Consider the following 19,549-nt stretch of genomic DNA (forward strand, 5'->3'; position numbering starts at 1 on the left):
AAAGTTGGATGGTGGGTTTGGGCTTGGGTCAACTTTTCGGTACATTACGAAAGTGATGCTGTACTAGGCTTTTGACTGATTTTAGCTCAGAATCTTACACATGCTCAGCGCTGTCAGGAGCCAAAGTCTTTTGATGTAAGGGTTTTAGGCTTTTTCAGCAAGCCCTATGTATTTTTAGATCGAATTAGTTGGGATAACTTCAATGAATCAGGAGACTTAATAGCCCAAGTAGAAGCATTTAAAGAATTCACAGGGCATTACCCAGAATCGGTTCACGTTGACCAGATTTACCGTACTCGCTCGAATAGAGCCTGGTGTAAAGAAAGAGGAATTAGGATGAGCGGTCCGCCCTTGGGAAGACGGTCAGCTCATGTGAGTAAAGCAATAAAAAAGCAAGCTCAAGAAGATGAAAAAGCGCGTCAGGCTATAGAAGGGAAATTTGGTCAAGCAAAAAGAAGGTTTAATCTCGATCGAGTGATGACCAAACTCGATAATACATCTCAAACAGCGATTGCAATTGCTTTTTTAGTCATGAACCTTGTTGCGGGATTAAGGAGGTTATTGTGGCTTTTTTTGTGTCAAATTATATTAATAAGGACTAGAAAGGTGACTGAGATTATCAAAAGCTATCCTCCGGTATTACAAGTAGAAGAAAAACTTATATTAAGCGTTGGCGGGCAATAGCGCGATCGAACTTTTTTGAGTTTTTTGGACTTATTCAGCAAGCCCTAATGTATTCTTCAGTCCTCTTTCAGAGGACTTGCGCTATGAGACAGGGAATTCATTCCCTGGCGGACTGTGGGACTGAGAGAGGGCTCGCCGCATCCACCTTCCCCATTTCCCAAAAAAATGTAACGAGTTGTAAAGTATAATTAAACCGAAGCGAACACAGAGGCCAAGTAGTATCAAATGCGAGTTGCGATCGCCGGAGCAGGCTTAGCAGGACTTTCCTGCGCTAAATATCTTACCGACGCGGGCCACACCCCCATCCTCCTAGAAAGTCGGGACGTACTCGGCGGCAAAGTAGCCGCCTGGAAAGATGCAGATGGCGACTGGTATGAAACCGGCCTCCACATCTTCTTCGGTGCATACCCAAATATGCTCCAACTCTTCAAAGAACTTGACATTGAAGACAGGCTGCAATGGAAAGAACACTCGATGATTTTCAATCAGCCGGAAACCCCCGGAACCTATTCCCGCTTTGACTTTCCCGACCTTCCCGCCCCCTTCAACGGCGTCGCAGCCATCTTGAGCAACAACGATATGCTCACCTGGCCCGAAAAAATCCGCTTCGGTATAGGTTTGATTCCGGCGATGCTTCAGGGCCAAAAATACGTCGAAGAAATGGACAAATACTCGTTTTCCGACTGGCTCAAAAAGCAAAACGTCCCCCCCAGAGTCGAAAAAGAAGTATTCATCGCCATGTCCAAGGCGCTCAACTTCATTGACCCCCACGAAATATCTGCAACCATACTGCTGACAGCCCTCAACCGCTTCTTGCAAGAGAAAAACGGCTCGAAAATGGCCTTTTTAGACGGTTCCCCCACAGAGAGGTTGTGTCAGCCGATGGTAGACTACATAACTGAGCGCGGCGGTGAAGTCCGGCTGAATGCACCCATCGGGGAGTTTTTGCTCAACGATGACAAAACGGTGCGCGGCTTCCAGATTCGGGGAGTAAAAGGGGCAGAGTCAGAAATTCTGACGGCCGATATTTACGTTTCCGCGATGCCGGTTGACCCGCTGAAGCTGATGATGCCGAAACCTTGGGGCGAAATGGATTATTTCAAACAGCTCGAAGGCTTGGAGGGAGTACCCGTCATTAATGTACACTTGTGGTTCGATCGCAAATTAACTGATATCGACCATTTGCTGTTCTCGCGATCGCCCCTGCTGAGCGTCTACGCCGACATGAGCAACACCTGCCGCGAATATGCCAACCCAGACAAATCAATGCTGGAACTGGTTTTAGCACCGGCCAAAGACTGGATAGGCAAGTCTGACGAAGATATCGTCGCAGCCACAATGGTCGAGTTAGAAAAACTCTTTCCCGATCAAATCCCAGAACCCGCCAAACTGCTCAAATATCACGTAGTCAAAACCCCACGTTCCGTCTACAAAGCCACTCCCGGACGCCAGCAGTGCCGTCCCACACAAACAACTCCCATTAGCAATTTCTATCTAACGGGGGATTATACGATGCAGCGTTATCTTGCGAGTATGGAAGGTGCCGTGCTTTCTGGTAAGCTGACAGCGCAGGCTATTTCAACGGCCAATAACCAATGAAAAATTAAGAATTTTTCATAAAGACGTAAAAAATCTCCCGTTTTCTAAACGGGGGAGTGTCAATTCTAATCTTTAAATTTCTTATTCTCGGATGCTGCAACTGTCAAAACTCCAGTGCATGAGAACTCTGGCCTCTTTGGATGAATCCTACGAACTGTGCCGCCAAGTCACGGCGAGTTATGCCAAAAATTTTTATTTAGGCACTCAACTCATGCCCGAAGCGAAGCGTCGGGCGATTTGGGCGATTTATGTCTGGTGCCGCCGCACCGACGAACTCGTAGACGGGCCGGGTTCTGATGCAACGACCCCTGAAACCCTCAATCTGTGGGAAAAACGCCTAGAATCTGTGTTTGCCGGCCATCCTCACGACGACTACGACGTAGCTTTGGTGGATACGCTGTCTCGTTTCCCCATCGACATTCAGCCGTTTCGAGAGATGATTGCGGGCCAGCAAATGGACTTGTACCGCAGCCGCTACGAAACTTTTGAAGAGCTCAATCTTTACTGTTATCGAGTAGCGGGTACTGTAGGGCTGATGTCGATGTCTGTCATGGGTGTGGACGAGTCGAATCCCGCTGCTAACTGGAATTGGCACTGGGGTAATAAAATTCCCAAAGAAGAAGCCATCTCCCTCGGTATTGCCAAGCAGTTGACTAATATTCTGCGCGATGTCGGAGAAGACGCCCGCCGCGGCCGCATTTACATTCCCTTAGAAGACTTAGCGCTGTTTAACTACACCGAAGAAGATTTATTCAACGGTGTAATTGACAACCGCTGGCGGGAATTGATGCGGTTTCAAATTCAGCGAGCTCGCAAATTATACGCCAGCGCCGAACCGGGAATTAAAGTGCTCAGTCCCGATATCCGCTGGACTGTTTGGGCGGCTACAATGCTGTACAGCAGGATCTTAAATGCGATCGAACGCAATCAATATGATGTGTTTCAGAAGCGGGCTTATGTTACCAATTCTCAGAAATTGCTGTGTCTCCCCGCCGCTTGGATGAAGTCAAAAGTGCTTTAACCGCAGGCAATTTTGCTGGCGATTCGGCAACGGGTAAGGGGTATTTGTCAAGTTACAAATTATATGATGTCCAGCAAATTGCATATTAGGTTTTTGGGGACAGGGCAGTGCCGTGTCCCTACCTGTTGTGTGTTAATTGGAGTCAATCGATTTTAGATTTTAGATTTTAGATTTTAGAGGCGACCCCACGGATAAATGCGGGGGCTTGAGAATTTTCGATTTTCGATTTGGGATTGATTCCACCGATAAATCACGTGGCGGGTACCATCAAGAAATTCTTGGTCAAAGTGGCGGTGTAGCGGGTAAAATTTTCAATTGGGCGATCGAACTTTCCAACAATTGCTTTTCCTGCTGGAGTTTTGCTTCTAAATTTTGAATTTGTTCTCGGCGGGCTTCAACTTCTATCAAGCGGCGAGACAATTCTTGACTCTGCAAAGTGAGAGATTGCCTCCAATCTTCTACTTTTTGGGCTTCTTGCTGCAAAAAATCGGGAGTAAAACCTGTTGTTAAATATTTCTCTACTAATTGTAGTACCCAGTTTGTAGCTGCTTGAATATCCAAAACCTGGCTATTTTGGTCAACATTTGCTAATACTAAAATCCCTGCATTTAAAACATTCGTTGCAGAGTTAATTGGATTTTGAGCAAAATCTTTCTGTAATGTCAAGAAACTTTCTTCACTAAGAATAGCCCAAGTATCATCAGAATTTTGGCAAGCCAGCAATTGCAGACTTATCTCGCCTAAATTTTCCTGATTTTGTACTTGGGCTAAATATAGCATGAGGGTTATTAGTAATTGGTAAGTGGTAATTGGGTATTAATTATTGGTTATTAGTTATTTGTTGTAGGATTTGCGAGATCGTAGGGGCGGGTTTTACAAACAATCTATGCCTGAAACTCACTATCTCGTAAACCCGCCCCGGCCACAGTCAACAGTCAACTCTTAAAACAACTTTAGCCGATCGCGCCTGTGGTGCGTGAGAGTCAATATTTTCCTGGGGATTCCCAGGTTTTTCGCCCTCACGCCACCTACAAATTGACTAAAAACCGTCAACAGTCAACTCTTAAAACAACTTTAGCCGATCGCGCAAAATCTCAGCTTGTTTTTCGGCTTCCGCCAAAGCATCCCTCGCCCCCTGAACCACATCAGGAGTAGCCTTATCCACAAACTTCTGATTACTCAAACGCGCCGCAGTATGCTTAATTTCAGCTTCCACTTTGCTCAACTTCTTTTCTAATTTAGCACGCAAAGCCGCCAAATCGACCACCCCAGCCAGAGGAATCAATACTTGCACAGTACCTACAACCCCAGTAATTGTCTGTCCCAAATCTGTATCCAAACTAGCAGTTACGGTCAGATTTTCCACTTTTGCCAAATCCTGAATGTAAACGCCTCCATCTGAGATTATTTGGCGTTCTTTCTCGTTTTCGCTTTGCAAAATCGCCGTCACCTTCACACTTGGCTTGATATCAGAATCTGCCCGCAAATTGCGAATAGTGCGAATGGTACCGAACAACAACTCAAACTGCTGTTCCAAATCAGAATCAATGAGTGATGCGTTTGCTTCAGGATAAGCTTGCAAAGCCAAACATTGATCGTCACCTGTTTGAGTCAGAGTGTGCCAAATCTCCTCAGTAATGTGCGGCATAAAAGGATGCAGTAGTTTCAGAATCCCTTCCAACACAAAAGCAAAAGTTTGCTGTGCCCCTTTCTTAGAATTTGGTTCAGCATCCTGTTGCAAGCGAGACTTGACTAACTCAATATACCAGTCACAGAAATCGCCCCAAATAAACTCATAAAGTCCCTTCGCCGCTTCTCCCAAACCGTAATTTTCCAAACAATTGCGGCTTTGTTGCACAACTTGATTGTAGCGAGAAAGAATCCAGCGATCGCACAATTCCAGCCCTTCTTCTCTCCCCCCCTCAACAAGGGAATCTTCTTCTCTCCCCCCCTTAGCAAGGGGGGGTTGGGGGGGGTGAGGAATTCCCAATTGTTGCGGAGTCTGTCCCTCCAAATTCATCATCACAAACCGGGCGGCATTCCACAACTTATTCGTGAAGTTACGCGAAGCTTCCACCGATTTCGATTCATCAGTTTTGCGATCGTACTCCATGCGAATATTTTGACCGGCCCCAACCACTTCCTTAACCAAAGTGTAGCGCAAAGCATCAGTACCGTACTTGCCAATCAACAGCAGCGGGTCGATACCGTTATTTTTACTCTTAGACATTTTCTGACCGTTTTCATCCAACACCAAACCGTGAATGTAAACAGTATCAAAAGGCATCTTTTCAGTAAAATGTCCTGCCATCATCGTCATTCTAGCCACCCAGAAAAAGATGATATCAAAACCTGTAACCAAAGTAGTTGTCGGATAGTAAAACTCCAAATCTTTAGTTTCGTCCGGCCATCCCAAAGTTGAGAAAGGCCACAACCCAGATGAAAACCAAGTATCCAATACGTCTGGATCTCTTGTTAACTCTACGTCATTACCAAATTTAGCCGTAGCTTTTTCCTTAGCTTCAGCTTCAGTTTTCGCCACTACAAACGGCGTCGTGTCAGTAATTTCGCCTTGGGTTTCGCTAACAGCATACCAAGCCGGTATTTGGTGTCCCCACCACAATTGTCGGGAGATACACCAATCCTTCAGCTTCACCAACCAATCCCGATAAACCTTTGTCCATCTGTCAGGAACAAAGACTGGTGAGTTACTTTGATCTAATGCTTGTAAAGCACGTTGAGAAAGAGGCTCGATCTTCACAAACCATTGTGTAGATATCAAAGGTTCGACCGGGACTTTGCCGCGTTCGCTGTAGGGAACAGTATGCTTATAATCTTCTATTTTAACCAAAACCCCGTCATTTTCTAACCGCTGCACCACATTTTTCCGGGCAACAAATCGGTCTTGTCCCTGGAACTCTCCGGCATTTTCATTTAAAGTGCCGTCCTTATTCATAATGTTAATAAACGGCAAATTGTGACGTTTACCCATCTCGAAGTCATTCGGATCGTGGGCGGGAGTCACCTTAACACAACCAGTTCCAAAAGTCGGATCGACAAACTCATCAGCAATGATTGGAATTTCGCGATTGACGATCGGCAAAGTCACAGTTTTACCGATAAGATGTTTGTAGCGATCGTCCTGTGGATTCACCGCCACCCCAGTATCGCCCAACATCGTTTCCGGCCGAGTCGTCGCCACCTCCAAATAACCCGAACCGTCCGTCAAAGGATAGCGGAAATGCCACAAATGGCCCTCAACTTCCTGCTGGTCTACCTCCAAATCCGACACAGCAGACTGACTCGCCGGACACCAATTCACCAGGTAATTGCCGCGATAAATCAGCCCCTCATCGTACAAGCGGACAAACGCTTCTAAAACCGCAGCGGATAAGCCTTCATCCATCGTAAAGCGTTCACGCGACCAATCGACAGACACGCCCAAACTGCGTAATTGGTTAGTAATAGTATTGCCCGATTCAGCTTTCCACTCCCAGGCCCGTTCCAAGAATTTTTCTCTGCCTAAATCGTGGCGAGTTTTGCCTTCTGCTTTGAGTTGCTTTTCGAGAATAGTTTGAACTGCGATGCTAGCATGATCCGTTCCCGGCAACCACAGAGTATTGCGTCCAGTCATGCGGTGATAGCGGACGAGGACATCAATCAGCGTCTCTTCAAAAGCGTGTCCCATGTGGAGGCTGCCGGTGACGTTGGGCGGCGGGATAACGACGCAGTAAGGTTCGCCGCCGGCTTCTGGGTCAGCTTTGAAGGTTTGGTTGTCTTCCCAGTATTTTTGCCACTTGGCTTCGGTGGCTTGGGGGTCGTATTGCGGGGGTAGGTTTGCGGTCATGGTGGCTTGAGGGTTTTATCTTATTTAGATTGTGCCATAGAAGGGAGGAGAAGAGTTTTGAACCGCATCCGTGTCAGAGGCAGAGGGAAGACCGATATTCAAGGCGGGGAGTGTCAAGTTAAAATGAAGGTAAAATTAAAAGGTTTGATGGCATTATGAATGTAGCAGCACTTCGACATCAAATCGATCGATGGCTCGATCGACTTTCTCCAGAACATCTGGCATTAGTTGCGAGTTTTATAGAGTTTCTAAGCCAAAAGCAACGTCAGGGGGTAATCATTTCGCAAAATAATCTGCCAGAGGTTTTCTCAGCAGAAATCCAGGAGATGCCTCCTGCTAATTCTTTTAGTATTCCAGAACCCTCAGAAATTGACGGAGAGGGCCAATCTCAAGCAGCGCTTCTACAAGATTTTCGGCAAGCTTGGCACGAAGCCATGACTGGGCAAACCATTTCGGTTGCTCAAATGTGGGAAGGAATTGAAAATGACTGACTTGCCCTTAATTCAAGTTATAGTTTCACCAACCTTCAATCGCAATTTACGCACTCTGGCAAAAAAATACCGCAGCATTCGCAATGATATTCAACCCATTATCGAACAACTCACACGGGGAGAACTCCCAGGAGATCGAATTGCTGGAGTGGGTTATGCAGTCTTCAAGTTGAGAGTCCGAAATAGCGACACTCAAAAAGGTAAAAGTGGTGGATACCGTTTAATTTACTACGTCCAAACAGCAACGGGAATCATTTTGCTGACCCTTTACACCAAGTCCGAACAAGTCGATATTGCAGCAGAGGATATTCAGAACATTATTACAGAATACGAGCAGCAGCAGAGCGAAGATCGAGAGGATATCTAAGAGTTGGGGAATCTTGCGCCGTCGAATATGAGGTTTCGACATCTTCAGTGGTAAAATCCTTTTAATATTTTATTTGACAGAAATCCCTAATCCAAAACCCGCATTCTCTGGGAGAAAGCCACGATTTTGCAGACAAACCGGTTTTCTTTTTGCCTTAGTCCTACTGGTAAAACAACTGGCAATAATTAAGGATCGCAATGAATAACAGCTATCAAACTCCAGGAATTGCGTTTTTTGTTCTAAAACTCAAACAAAAGTTTATAGTTTGTAGGCAGGTTTAACCTCGTATAGCAACACGGACTGCTACTATACCTCGATTACTTTACCTCCTTATAATCAACTCCATAACTCGTATCTCTCCCCGACAAATACGTCGTTTTCCCCGTTAAAGTCTCAAGAGTTTTTTTCGTTTCAGCCGAAGTAATCGAATTCAGCGGCACGCCGAACTTGCTAGCCAAACCAGCGGCCACGCCCACACCTTGTCCTTGATAAATATTCACCGTCGCAATTCGCCCGACGGATACAGCCATACCCACATAACCGGACGATCGCCCTACAATGGCTAAATTCTTGACTTTGCTAGCCAAAGCGCTTTCTATCCCGAAATTATAGACTGGCAGCGGCGGAATTCTCGCAGATAAATTCTTGACTCCGCCCCGCATATCGAAATCGTAGGAAAAACTGCCGATCGACTTTTCAGGTACTGTTCCCCCTTTGATAATCTCCTGCCCCGTCAGCGGATCTACAACATCGCGAACGTTCAAACTTTGCCTGATATAAATCTCGTCTGGAAGAAATACTCTCACATCTTTACCAGACTTCTTTTGTAGCCAGTATTGGAGAAATGACATTTCTCTAATCATTTCAGGAGTCGGTTTTCTGCCATTAGCTTCCATCTTCATGATTTGGTCAACTTGGTATTTAAACAGAAACCCGTTCCAGGACAGCACATTCTTGTTATAAACGCAGACATTGCCTTTATCAAAAAAGAATCCTTTATTTTGACTAAAGGGCAGCTTTCTGTCTATGTGATACGCTGCACCTATGGCTACGCTTCTGATGTCGTAGCCGTCTGTATATGGCTGATAAATCGTACTCCAGAAATTCCTCATCCAGAATTTTGTACTAGCCGGATCTTTAGATTTCATAATGCTTTCTTTAATCTTTTTTACCAAAGGCCGATTGTATAGAATTTCATCTTCTATACTGCGGAATTCGGACATCGTTATCCCTGTAATTCTCGGAACTACAGAGACTGCTAAAGTTTCATTTTTGGATTTTATATTCTGAGATTGATATCCTGTATAATAAGATAATCCGGCTTTTCTGGCTAATTCCGCGTCTTGAGTTACGTCAATAAAAGAGTTGGCTTTAATTCTTAATGTGCTGCCTTTGACTTCGGCATATTCGATTTTATTATCTACGACGTGGGGAGTAAGAGTGGAGTTGGAAATAACTCTGACTTTTGCTGCTGAAAGCATTTGCCTGAGAGCTTGATCTGCCCTTTTTGGGTCTAAGCAAGATTCGGGCGCATCCGCTTTATCTAAGAATTCCTTAAAACATTGGGCGTAGGGTTGGCGATACCAACCGGGGATTTTATCTACATCGATGTAAGCTAAACCGCCGCGGGTGAGTAACCCGCCCAAAGGTGCTCTTCCGTAGTTCGATCGCACGATCGCAACTTTGCCCTTTGGGCCTAAAGTTTTCTTAGCCCATATCGCCGCACATATCCCCGGTACTTCATCACCATATACTACTACATCGAACGTTTGCTCTGGTGGTTTTTTGGGAAGTACCGGAGGCGGGCTGCTGGATTTTTGCTGCAGAGTTCCATTGTCTAAGGTGGCACTTGCTGGGTTTCTATTTGCGATATAATTTTCTATTTCTCTGAAAGGCGGATAATTAAGTAAAAGTTTTACGGCGGCAAAGATGATTGCAATTGAAGCTAATTTCTTGAAAGTAGAGAGCATTCAGTTGACTCGTGGATAAATTTGCAATACCTGATAGGGAAGTTCAGGGTTTACGGAGTTGAATATAGCACGTTTAGATAGTTTCGACACAGTTTTAACTTTTCCGGGAACCGTGATAAACGAATCTTCTCAACCCAAACCTGGTGATGCTGTCCTTGGCCGCCAAAATGCTACAATTACATCAATCAACAATTTAAACATAAAAAACATGACTTTTGAGGCGGTTTTAAATCTTGTCAAGCACTTGTCTCTAGCCGAAAAGTTACGGTTGATTAAGTGGATTGTTCCTGAAATAGAACGAGAATTAGTGGTTCGGCCCGCTCCCCGCAAATCATTGTGGGGTTTATGTGCTGACTTGGGAATTGCACCCTCTGCCGCTGATATAGATGAAGCTCGCAGCGAAGAATGGGCGAATTTCCCAAGGGAGGATTTCTAATGCTGCGTGCTGTAGCTGATACTCATGCTGTGATCTGGTATATCTTTGCCGATTCACGACTTTCGGTGACTGCTAGAATGACAATAGAACAGATAGCTGCCGAGGGAAATCAGGTGGCTTTTTCATCAATTACATTAGCAGAAATTGTCTATCTGAGCGAGAGAGGGCGGATTAATTCAACTACTCTCGATCTATTAGTGAGAGAAGTTGAGAGCGATGATGCCTTATTGGTGGAAATTCCTTTCGATCGCAATATAGCTTTGACTTTAAGGCAAGTTGACCGATCGCAAATTCCCGATTTGCCCGATCGCATTATTGCTGCTACTGCTTTGTATCTTAATGTACCCGTTATTAGTCGCGATCGCCGGATTCAATTATCTAGTATAGACACAATTTGGTAATTCTGAGTCACTCGGCGCAAGTTTAAATTTTCCGGGAACAGTTGTTAGCGGTTTTGCCAGTGTTACTGGTTTGGCAGGGCATTTGATGTGGGTAAGGATGGCGGGTGCGATCGCATCTCAGATATCTGGTGTCGGGAAGGGCGATCGTATTTTAGATGAGAAAACATGAAGCAACAGGTAGGGTGATCGAAGATCGAAGTAGGGGCGAACGGTGGTTTAAAGAACCGCTATCAGCTACAATTAAAGTCAGGATAACAATTAAGAACTCTCAAAGAATAAGACAAAATGAAAAAATTTTTTGTACATCCAGAGTGTCCTTTTTCATCAGAGACATTTAACTTATTGGCCCAATTTTATGAAAACCCTAGCTCCGATTTTTACATGGCACATAAAAAAGATTTTTTACAATATGTAGAAGAGCCATTGAGGTATATTTTCAGTCATGTAGAAGAGCTGTTGCCTGATTTTATAAAAAAATATATAAATATCAAGTGGGAGCAACTTGGCTCCATTGTTGAAACAAACGGTTTACAATCAGTAGCTTACAGTGTGGCTTTTGGTTATGGAGACATCAATTATATAGAGGATGCTCACTTAATGCTAAGATTTGACAACCAAGACTTAACTTTTGGTTTGTATGCAGAATTTAACGAGCTTGATTATATAAGAGATAAATATGAGAGCAATTATATAAATAATCCAAGGGCAATCAACAGCCTTAAACTTTATAACCTTCCCAATCAATATCATTGCTATTTAACTAATAGAATCATTAGTCATAATTCCTATAGACCTGAATATCGCCAGATCGTAGTTAAACCTCAAAAATATATTGATGAATTATTAAATAGTATTATTTATTTAACGAGCGAACAACCACCAGATTTCAAAGAAAATGAAATTATTAATATTCAGGTTGCTAGATCGCTTGCAGCCGAAGAAGTATTAGGATATTCTGCCAAACAGTTAATTTACATAATAGCACAAACCTTTAAAAAAGTATTTCCATTATTTTTTTTGTGTGCCAATATAGTGGAGAATGATTCACCTCTACCTATCAATGAATATTTTTCAGTATATGAAAAAGAATTTAATCGATCGTACAATCTCGAAGAAATTTCAGAACAAACTGGTTTTCAAACATCTGATCTCAACCGCTGGATATCCACCATCCACCGCAAGAAACAAGCCATCTTACAAGGCCCGCCCGGAACCGGAAAAACCTTCCTCGCTCAAAAACTTGCCCAACACTTAATCGGTGGCGGTGACGGCTTTTCAGACACGATTCAATTTCATCCAGCTTATACTTATGAAGACTTTATTCAAGGCATCCGTCCGCAAAGTCAAGATGGGCAATTAACCTATCCCATAGTTCCCGGCAGATTCCTCGAATTTTGCAAAAAAGCCGAAGCCTGTGAAGACACTTGCATTCTGATTATTGATGAAATTAACCGTGCAAATTTATCTCAGGTATTTGGAGAGTTGATGTATTTGCTTGATGACCGCGATCGCACCGTTAAATTAGCGAGTGGCGAAGAATTTAGAATCCCTACAAATGTCCGCATTATTGGCACAATGAACACCGCAGACCGTTCTATTGCCTTAGTCGATAATGCACTCCGCCGCCGCTTCGCATTCATGCCCGTCTATCCAAACTATGAAGTGCTGCGACAGTATCACCACAGAGAGGAAACAGGTTTTCCAGTTAATCAATTAACTAGCATTCTAGAAGATGTCAATCGCGCAATTAACAACAAACACTATGAATTAGGCATCTCCTTCTTTTTGACAAAAACCTTAGCTGAAGATATCCAAGATATTTGGGAAATGGAAATTGAGCCATACCTCGAAGAATACTTCTTTGATAACCTGGAAAAAATGGATGAGTTTTTTTGGGAAAATATCAAGAATAAATTGGGCTATTGACAATCTAACGCCGTCATTAACGCCGATACCGTGGCGTTACTGCATCCACCACAATTATGAAATCAGAATCCCGCCGAATTATCGAACTTACAGAATATCAATTAGCAACTTTTGAACAAGACTCAATCCCCGAATCAGTAGGACAGAAAATATACCATAATTATGCCAAGGAAATCGAGATAGAATTTCCCAACTTTAAAACAAAATATCAATGGCACTTAAAATCTAAAGGCAGAGTTGGCAACATTCCCATCACTCCAGAATTCCACATCGCCATCCGCCCCAAGGTTCCCATAAACAACCTCTTCGGAATGATCGACTATGCGTACAACCTTAAGATAAAATTTCCCCAAGGATCGATTCAGTGCCAATCATTAGAACAAAGTTACGAGATCTTAGCTAATATTCTTGCCCACAAAATTCTAGAACGCTGTCGCAAAGGATTATATCGCGATTACTTATCCAAAACAGAAAGACTCGCCTACATTCGCGGCCGCGTCGATTTGCGGTCAGCCCTGCAAAAACCTTGGGATGTTAAACTAAAATGCCACTATAACGAACAAACAGGCGACATCGAAGATAATCAAATTATGGCTTGGACACTCTTTATCATTGGCCGCAGCGGTTTGTGCGGTGAATCTGTTTCATCCACTGTGCGAAAAGCCTTTCACGCACTCCAAGGATTTGTTACATTAAAACATTTTAAATCAGAAGCTTGTATTGATAAAAATTATCACCGTTTGAATCAAGATTATCAACTTTTACACGCCTTATGTCGATTCTTTTTAGATAACACAGGGCCTAGTCACGAAACAGGCGATCGCGAAATGCTCCCTTTTCTCATAGACATGGCTAATTTATATGAACAATTTGTCGCTGAATGGCTGAAAGCAAATACACCAAAAGGCTTTTTTGTCAAACAACAACACCGAGTCACACATGACCAAAACTATTTCGATAGGATTGACTTACTGCTGTGCGATATTGCAACAAAAAAAGTCCAATACGTCCTCGATACAAAATACCAAGCTCCCGATAGAGTAGGCAGTGATGACCGTCATCAAATAGTTGCTTACGCAAATGCCTTAAAGTGCCAAAATGCAATTCTCGTCTACCCGCAAAACCTCAAACAGCCACTAGATATAAAAAATGACGATATCCGAGTTCGCAGTCTAACTTTTTCCCTAGATAGCGACCTGAATGAAGCCGGAAAAACCTTCTTAACCTCTCTACTTCCAAACACCCTGCCCTAACTCTACTCAGCGCCCTCTGCGCCCTCTGCGGTTCATTTCTCCACAAAAAAAGAGGCGCAATTGCGCCTCCCAAATCTTTCATGTCAGGGTTCTAAACACTAACAGCCACTTTCGCTTCTTTTGCAGTCAACTTCTCGTAAGTCGCCCGCATCTTCAATCCGACTAACACTTGGAACAAACCAGTTCCATTGTTGGAACCAGGATACTCGCGGTGCTGGAGCAACAGGTGAGTTAACTCGCCTTCATACTTCGCAGAAGTCTTGCTCAAATGGCTTTCGATGTAAATAACTTCTTCGAGATTCTCGAATTGACCATCTACTTCTAAAATCGAGACTTCGTGACCGTAGAAAGCGTCCGGCCCGTAGTACATTTTAATTCCGGGATAGGAACAAGTCAGCTTGCGGCCGCAAGGAACCCAGTTAATTGTTGAACCTTCGTCAAACAAATACGCAGGCTCAAAATTGGCGATGCCTTCGCGCTGAATCATCTGCACACGCAGAACTTTCCGCTCTTTGTCATCTTTGATCAAGTTGGTCGGCAACACTTGAATTACCACATCAGCATATTGCTTTTGCGGGTCGATGTAGGCTGTAAAATCAGGTTTGCGAGCATTGATCGCAAACAGCACGTCTTCGTAACGGTGGCCCCGTTCCGCCATGTCGCGCTGGATTTTCCAAGCAATTTTTACCTCGTCGCTGATGTCGAGGTAGACGCTGAAGTCGAGGAGCGATCGAACTCGCTCGTCGTATAGGGGATGCAGCCCCTCAATCACAATCACGTGATTCGGCTCTACCCGCTCAGGAGGATCGAGCAGACCAGTTTCGTGGTTGTAAATCGGCTTGTCGATCGCGTGACCTTCTTTGAGAGCCTTCATTTGCTCAGCCATCAGGTCAAAATTGTTCGCTCTGGGGTCAAGGGCTGTAATCCCTGTTTCCTTGCGCTGCTTGCGATCGAGACAATGATAGTCATCAAGGCAGATTACAGTAACGAAATCTTCCCCGAACAAATCTGTCAATCGGCGTAAAAAAGTAGATTTTCCGCATCCGGAATCTCCGGCAACGCCAATTAAAACCACGCGATCCGGCTTACTGGTCATAGTTTCCCTCTAACAAAATCACTGTTTACTAACTAACTCAAGTCTAGATTCCACAAAATTTCAGCCCGCAGGTAGCGGCAAGCAGGCTTTGTGCTGCTGTGCTACCCCGAGACGATCGAGTTCTCACCAGCATACAGCAGTGAGTTGACTGCCTGCCCGGGCAGACCCAAGCAATCTTCAAGGCAAGTAATTAATACTAACTTTAGTGGTTAATCTTACCAGAAGGCGTTCGCCCCCTACAAGCTCAACCTCATTAAAACTGCTCGAATCTTCCTTTCTCTGGTGGGGCGCTCCCCAAATCAGAAGGACTTATCGGGGCAGATCCCCCGATCGGGTAAAATATTGGCAGTACGCAGACAACAATAGCTATAGGTCAACAGCCGAACGCAAAGCGGGCTCGGTGAGCGCGGCGTTCGGCTAGTAGGGATTTGATACGCGAGCGATCGCAACTTCAACACTCCTGCCGGCGTGGCGAGGCCCAAAAATTGGCGCGGCCAATTAGTCCCGATGGCCTTAAGAAAAAAGTAAATTGAGTCTAACGTCACATTCTCTTTCTTTATAACTCTGTATCGTGAAGGACAAGCAACAAATGTACAGCCCAAGCATATCTGGTGTTGCGGCAAACTCAGAATCAGGCAGCCGCATCTTTGTTTACGAAGTGGAGGGTATGCGTCAGAGCCAAGCAACTGACCAAATAAGTAACCCGATTCGCCGTAGCGGCAGCGTATTTATCTCCGTACCCTACGATCGCATGAATCAGGAAATGCGCCGGATTGCTCGGATGGGTGGCAAAATTATCAGCATCCGCCCCTCAAATAGCGCTCCCGAAACAAATGGCAAAGTCGCACCAGAAGCAGGGCTACAGAGTCAGAAATCTGGAGAAAAAACTAAGCCCATGACTCAAGCCAAGGAAAAAGTTCAGGTTCCTGTTAACCTCTACAAACCGGCCAATCCCTATATTGGTAAGTGCATTTCTACAGAAGAATTAGTCAGAGAAGGCGGCGAAGGCACAGTCCGTCACGTCAAATTTGACATTTCTGGAGGCAAGTTACACTATCTCGAAGGTCAAAGTATCGGGATTATTCCCGATGGCACGGATAAAAACGGCAAACCCCACAAAATTCGGCTTTATTCGATCGCCTCCACCCGTCACGGAGACGATGTAGACGACAAAACAGTTTCTCTGTGCGTCCGCCGCCTAGAGTACAAAAGCCCAGAAACTGGTGAAAAAGTCTTTGGTGTTTGTTCGACTTTTCTCACCGGTTTGCAACCTGGAGATGATGTCAAAATCACCGGCCCCGTAGGCAAGGAAATGCTGTTACCCGACGACGAAGAAGCCACCATTATTATGATGGCTACCGGTACGGGTATTGCTCCTTTCCGGGCTTATTTGTGGCGGATGTTTAAAGAAAACAATCCCGATTACAAGTTCAGAGGTTTAGCTTGGCTGTTCTTTGGAGTTGCTTACACTCCCAACATTCTCTATAAGGAAGAGTTGGAGCAATTGCAGCGCGAGTTCCCCGATAATTTCCGCTTGACTTATGCCATCAGCCGCGAACAAAAAAATGTTGACGGCGGCAAGATGTACATTCAAAACCGGATTCAAGAGAACGCAGACCAATTGTGGGAATTGGTTCAAAAGCCGAATACTCACACTTATATCTGCGGTTTGAAGGGTATGGAAGGCGGAATTGATGAGGGAATGTCGGCCGCGTCTAGCAAGCACGGTGTTGAGTGGGCCGCCTATCAGAAACAGTTGAAGAAAGAGCACCGTTGGCACGTTGAAACTTATTAATGTGTTACCTGATTTAATCTGATTTGTAGGGTGGGCTTGGCTCGCCCTACAATTTTTGAAGCAGTTTTGAGTCTTGAGGGGCTGATTCACCCAAGACAAGTGTAAAATATACAGTAAGCTCACCGAAAAAGGGAGATAACTGACATGGTTATAACTTCTACCCAAAAACTCACCTTTGAAGAATATCTGAACTATCAGGGAGAATCGGGTGTTTGTTATGAATTATATCGGGGCAATCTGATCGAAATGCCAACACCTACAGCAATACATATCAAAATTTGTGAATTTTTAGTTTATCAGTTCCGGCGCTTCTTTGCAGCACACAACCTACCCATAGTTGCAATTGTGACTACCGCAGTCCGAACTGAGGAAAACTCTTCTCGCATTCCTGATGTGGTGATTTGCACTCAGAGTCTGTGGGAACAAGTCTGCGCGCAACCTGGTTCTGCAGTGCTAGATTTTGAAGAAAAACCGCTGTTAGTTATCGAAGTTACCAGTCAAAATTGGCGAGACGACTACATTCGCAAACGGGCAGAATATGACTTAATTGATATCCCTGAATATTGGATTGTAGACCCAAATCAACCGAAAATACGAGTATGCAGTCGCCCGGAAAATGAAGGCAGTTATTCTCATCAGGAATTTGTGCCGGGACAGCAAGTTCAGTCTGTACAGTTCGCTGAATTTATTTTATCGGTTAATCAAGTGCTATGTCCGCCCCTAGTTGAAGATTTAATTCGAGAAGAACAAGCACAGCTACAGCAACTAGGACAGCAAAATGAGCAACTAGAACAGCAAAATGAGCAACTAGAACAGCAAGTTAATGCCGAAAGGCAGCGGGCCGAAAGATTGGCGCAGCGGCTGCGAGAAATGGGGATAGAGATGGATACAGAACTTTAAATTGCCATGTAAAATCTGGATTAATTAGTCATGTAGATCCCGGACTTTTTTAAGAAGTCGGGTCTCAGGGTATTCAGTGAAGCCGCGGTTATCATACAATGATTCTAGATGAAGTGAGTTTCTACGGGTCAAAGTCGTGGCTTTCAAAATTGGTTTGCTAGGTTTGGGTACAGTTGGCGCGGGAACAGCAGAGATTTTGCTCTCCCCAGATGGCCGCCATCCACTGTTGCAGGAATTGGAAATCTATCGGGTGGGAGTGCGCGATATTTCTCGAACTCGGTCTTTACAATTGCCAGAAAATGTGCTGACAACTGACCTAGAAGCGATCGCAACTGACCCGGAAATTGATATTGTAGTAGAATTGATTGGCGGATTGGAACCGGCGCGATCGCTCATTCTGCAAGCTATTGCCAGCGGCAAGCACGTCGTCACTGCCAACAAAGCAGTTATCGCCCGCTACGGTAATGAAATCTTCGAGGCCGCTAACAAAAAAGGCGTTTACGTAATGCTAGAAGCTGCTGTCGGCGGCGGCATTCCAGTCATTCAAAGCCTCAAACAATCCTTAGTTGCAAACCGCATTCAAACTGTCACCGGCATCGTCAACGGCACAACTAATTACATCCTGACGCGGATGCAAACAGAAGGCGCAGACTTTGCCGAAGTCCTCGCCGACGCTCAGCAATTAGGTTATGCTGAAGCTGACCCCACAGCAGATGTAGATGGATTAGATGCTGCCGATAAAATTGCTATCTTAGCCTCGCTAGCTTTTGGCGGACGCATCAAATTAGCTGATGTTCACTGCGAAGGTATTAGAAAAGTTAGTGCGGCGGATATTGACTACGCCGACAAGCTGGGATTTGTGATTAAATTATTGGCGATTGCTCAAGAAACTTCCCGCTACAATGGCAAGCAAGCGGAGGGAGAAAGCGAACTGCTGTCCATTCGAGTGCATCCGAGTTTTGTGCCGAAAACTCATCCGCTGGCGAGTGTTAACGGGGTTTACAATGCCATTTTAGTCGAAGGAGAGCCGATCGGGCAATTGATGCTGTACGGGCGCGGCGCCGGTGCGGGCCCCACAGCTAGCGCCGTAGTATCCGACATCATGAATGTAGCGGCCATCCTGAAAACAGAAACTGTTCCGATTCCTCATCCTTTGCTGAGTTGCAGTCACCAACACTACTGCAAAATTGCTCCGATGCAGGAACTTGTTACTCGCTTTTACGCCCGTTTTTTAACCCACGATACTCCGGGGGTAATTGGAAAACTAGGCACTTGTTTCGGCAACCACAAAGTTAGTTTAGAATCAGTTGTGCAGACGGGAATTCACGGCGATTTAGCAGAAATTGTCGTCGTGACTCACGATGTTAGGGAAGGTAATTTTCAACAAGCACTCGATGAAATTCGCGCGATGGAAGCAGTCGATAGTATTGCTAGCACGTTGCGAGTTTTGTAAAAGTGATTTGCTAGGGGCGGGTTTCACATACAATATTTGCTACTAATAAGTGACAATCTATAAAACCCGCCCTCTCACTCTATTCTCGACCTCTGGGTGCATCGGCGTCAATCCCTTGTCATCTGCGGTTAATACTTTCTCTTTTTTTAACCGCAGATACAGGCAGATTAACACAGATTAACGCAGATGAATTAGATCGATTCCCGTTGCAGCGTCGGTGATTGTTGACCCTTCGGCGAAGCTGAGCGGGCATAGCTTTTGACTGGATTTTACGCCCGACGATACTACCGGATTTGATATTATATAGAAT

At 44.8% G+C, this 19,549-nt stretch carries 15 protein-coding genes and 1 pseudogene; 12 read left to right on the forward strand and 4 right to left on the reverse strand.

Translation table 11 applies throughout. From position 1 onward, the window contains the following. Positions 1-165 precede the first annotated feature (165 nt). The 3 genes and pseudogenes from QT979_RS03150 to crtB form a co-directional block, all read left to right on the forward strand. Positions 166-684, forward strand: a pseudogene (locus QT979_RS03150) (transposase); the annotation flags it as partial. Between the two features lie 225 nt (positions 685-909). Then, complete coding sequence (gene pds / locus QT979_RS03155; protein ID WP_333308104.1) at positions 910-2,283, forward strand: 15-cis-phytoene desaturase; 1,374 nt, start codon at positions 910-912, stop codon at positions 2,281-2,283. Between the two features lie 91 nt (positions 2,284-2,374). Next, positions 2,375-3,304, forward strand: a complete 930-nt coding sequence (crtB, locus tag QT979_RS03160; RefSeq protein WP_333308106.1) for a 15-cis-phytoene synthase CrtB — start codon at positions 2,375-2,377, stop codon at positions 3,302-3,304. Between the two features lie 282 nt (positions 3,305-3,586). On the opposite strand, the gene QT979_RS03165 is transcribed toward crtB, so the two are convergent. Together QT979_RS03165 and QT979_RS03170 are read right to left on the reverse strand one after the other, a co-directional pair. Further along, the gene (locus tag QT979_RS03165; protein WP_333308108.1) at positions 3,587-4,084 is read right to left on the reverse strand and encodes a hypothetical protein; all 498 of its coding nucleotides are present in this window, start codon (positions 4,082-4,084) and stop codon (positions 3,587-3,589) included. 283 nt (positions 4,085-4,367) lie between these two features. Then, a complete protein-coding gene (locus QT979_RS03170; protein ID WP_333308110.1) occupies positions 4,368-7,151 on the reverse strand; it encodes a valine--tRNA ligase in 2,784 nt (927 codons plus the stop codon). Positions 7,152-7,306: 155 nt separating this feature from the next. Here QT979_RS03170 and QT979_RS03175 point away from each other — a divergent pair, with 155 nt between their 5' ends. Both QT979_RS03175 and QT979_RS03180 read left to right on the forward strand, forming a co-directional pair. Further along, on the forward strand, positions 7,307-7,642 hold the full coding sequence (locus QT979_RS03175) for a hypothetical protein (protein ID WP_333216712.1): 336 nt from the start codon (positions 7,307-7,309) through the stop codon (positions 7,640-7,642). After that, positions 7,635-8,009 (forward strand): type II toxin-antitoxin system RelE family toxin, encoded by a 375-nt coding sequence (locus QT979_RS03180; protein WP_015179269.1) that lies wholly within the window; start codon positions 7,635-7,637, stop codon positions 8,007-8,009. Before QT979_RS03175 ends, QT979_RS03180 begins: the two co-directional genes overlap by 8 nt. Before the next feature lie 317 nt (positions 8,010-8,326). On the opposite strand, the gene QT979_RS03185 is transcribed toward QT979_RS03180, so the two are convergent. Next, complete coding sequence (locus tag QT979_RS03185) at positions 8,327-9,979, reverse strand: FAD-dependent oxidoreductase (RefSeq protein WP_333308113.1); 1,653 nt, start codon at positions 9,977-9,979, stop codon at positions 8,327-8,329. A 58-nt stretch (positions 9,980-10,037) separates the two neighbouring features. Between QT979_RS03185 and QT979_RS03190 the strand changes: the two genes are divergently transcribed. From QT979_RS03190 to QT979_RS03205, 4 genes are all read left to right on the forward strand, one after another. Beyond that, a complete protein-coding gene (locus QT979_RS03190) occupies positions 10,038-10,415 on the forward strand; it encodes a hypothetical protein (protein WP_333308115.1) in 378 nt (125 codons plus the stop codon). Continuing rightward, positions 10,415-10,816, forward strand: a complete 402-nt coding sequence (locus QT979_RS03195) for a type II toxin-antitoxin system VapC family toxin (RefSeq protein WP_333214655.1) — start codon at positions 10,415-10,417, stop codon at positions 10,814-10,816. The genes QT979_RS03190 and QT979_RS03195 overlap by 1 nt, the downstream gene beginning before the upstream one ends. A gap of 285 nt (positions 10,817-11,101) precedes the next feature. Further along, a complete protein-coding gene (locus tag QT979_RS03200; RefSeq protein WP_333308117.1) occupies positions 11,102-12,742 on the forward strand; it encodes an AAA family ATPase in 1,641 nt (546 codons plus the stop codon). 56 nt (positions 12,743-12,798) lie between these two features. Then, on the forward strand, positions 12,799-13,995 hold the full coding sequence (locus QT979_RS03205; RefSeq protein WP_333308119.1) for a 5-methylcytosine restriction system specificity protein McrC: 1,197 nt from the start codon (positions 12,799-12,801) through the stop codon (positions 13,993-13,995). Between the two features lie 91 nt (positions 13,996-14,086). Here QT979_RS03205 and QT979_RS03210 read toward each other — a convergent pair whose 3' ends face one another. Continuing rightward, a complete protein-coding gene (locus QT979_RS03210; RefSeq protein WP_333035850.1) occupies positions 14,087-15,091 on the reverse strand; it encodes a phosphoribulokinase in 1,005 nt (334 codons plus the stop codon). A gap of 589 nt (positions 15,092-15,680) precedes the next feature. On the opposite strand from QT979_RS03210, the gene petH reads away from it, so the two are divergent. The 3 genes from petH to QT979_RS03225 all read left to right on the forward strand — a co-directional run bounded on the left by petH (position 15,681) and on the right by QT979_RS03225 (position 19,239). Next, positions 15,681-16,886 carry a ferredoxin--NADP reductase gene (gene petH / locus QT979_RS03215; RefSeq protein WP_333214661.1) on the forward strand — a complete coding sequence of 402 codons (1,206 nt, stop codon included), beginning with the start codon at positions 15,681-15,683 and terminating at the stop codon, positions 16,884-16,886. Between the two features lie 144 nt (positions 16,887-17,030). After that, entirely contained in the window at positions 17,031-17,786 is a 756-nt protein-coding gene (locus QT979_RS03220; protein WP_333308122.1) for a Uma2 family endonuclease, read from the forward strand. A gap of 136 nt (positions 17,787-17,922) precedes the next feature. Next, on the forward strand, positions 17,923-19,239 hold the full coding sequence (locus QT979_RS03225) for a homoserine dehydrogenase (protein WP_333228308.1): 1,317 nt from the start codon (positions 17,923-17,925) through the stop codon (positions 19,237-19,239). Positions 19,240-19,549: the final 310 nt, after the last annotated feature.

Origin of the sequence: Microcoleus sp. w2-18bC1 (assembly GCF_036700365.1) — a bacterium.
Lineage (GTDB): Bacteria > Cyanobacteriota > Cyanobacteriia > Cyanobacteriales > Microcoleaceae > Microcoleus.

Coding starts and splice junctions, on each gene's coding strand:
- pds (WP_333308104.1), top strand. CDS start 910: ATGCGAGTTGCGATCGCCGGAGCAGGCTTAGCAGGACTTTCCTGCGCT.
- crtB (WP_333308106.1), top strand. CDS start 2,375: ATGCTGCAACTGTCAAAACTCCAGTGCATGAGAACTCTGGCCTCTTTG.
- QT979_RS03165 (WP_333308108.1), bottom strand. CDS start 4,084: ATGCTATATTTAGCCCAAGTACAAAATCAGGAAAATTTAGGCGAGATA.
- QT979_RS03170 (WP_333308110.1), bottom strand. CDS start 7,151: ATGACCGCAAACCTACCCCCGCAATACGACCCCCAAGCCACCGAAGCC.
- QT979_RS03175 (WP_333216712.1), top strand. CDS start 7,307: ATGAATGTAGCAGCACTTCGACATCAAATCGATCGATGGCTCGATCGA.
- QT979_RS03180 (WP_015179269.1), top strand. CDS start 7,635: ATGACTGACTTGCCCTTAATTCAAGTTATAGTTTCACCAACCTTCAAT.
- QT979_RS03185 (WP_333308113.1), bottom strand. CDS start 9,979: ATGCTCTCTACTTTCAAGAAATTAGCTTCAATTGCAATCATCTTTGCC.
- QT979_RS03195 (WP_333214655.1), top strand. CDS start 10,415: ATGCTGCGTGCTGTAGCTGATACTCATGCTGTGATCTGGTATATCTTT.
- QT979_RS03200 (WP_333308117.1), top strand. CDS start 11,102: ATGAAAAAATTTTTTGTACATCCAGAGTGTCCTTTTTCATCAGAGACA.
- QT979_RS03205 (WP_333308119.1), top strand. CDS start 12,799: ATGAAATCAGAATCCCGCCGAATTATCGAACTTACAGAATATCAATTA.
- QT979_RS03210 (WP_333035850.1), bottom strand. CDS start 15,091: ATGACCAGTAAGCCGGATCGCGTGGTTTTAATTGGCGTTGCCGGAGAT.
- petH (WP_333214661.1), top strand. CDS start 15,681: ATGTACAGCCCAAGCATATCTGGTGTTGCGGCAAACTCAGAATCAGGC.
- QT979_RS03220 (WP_333308122.1), top strand. CDS start 17,031: ATGGTTATAACTTCTACCCAAAAACTCACCTTTGAAGAATATCTGAAC.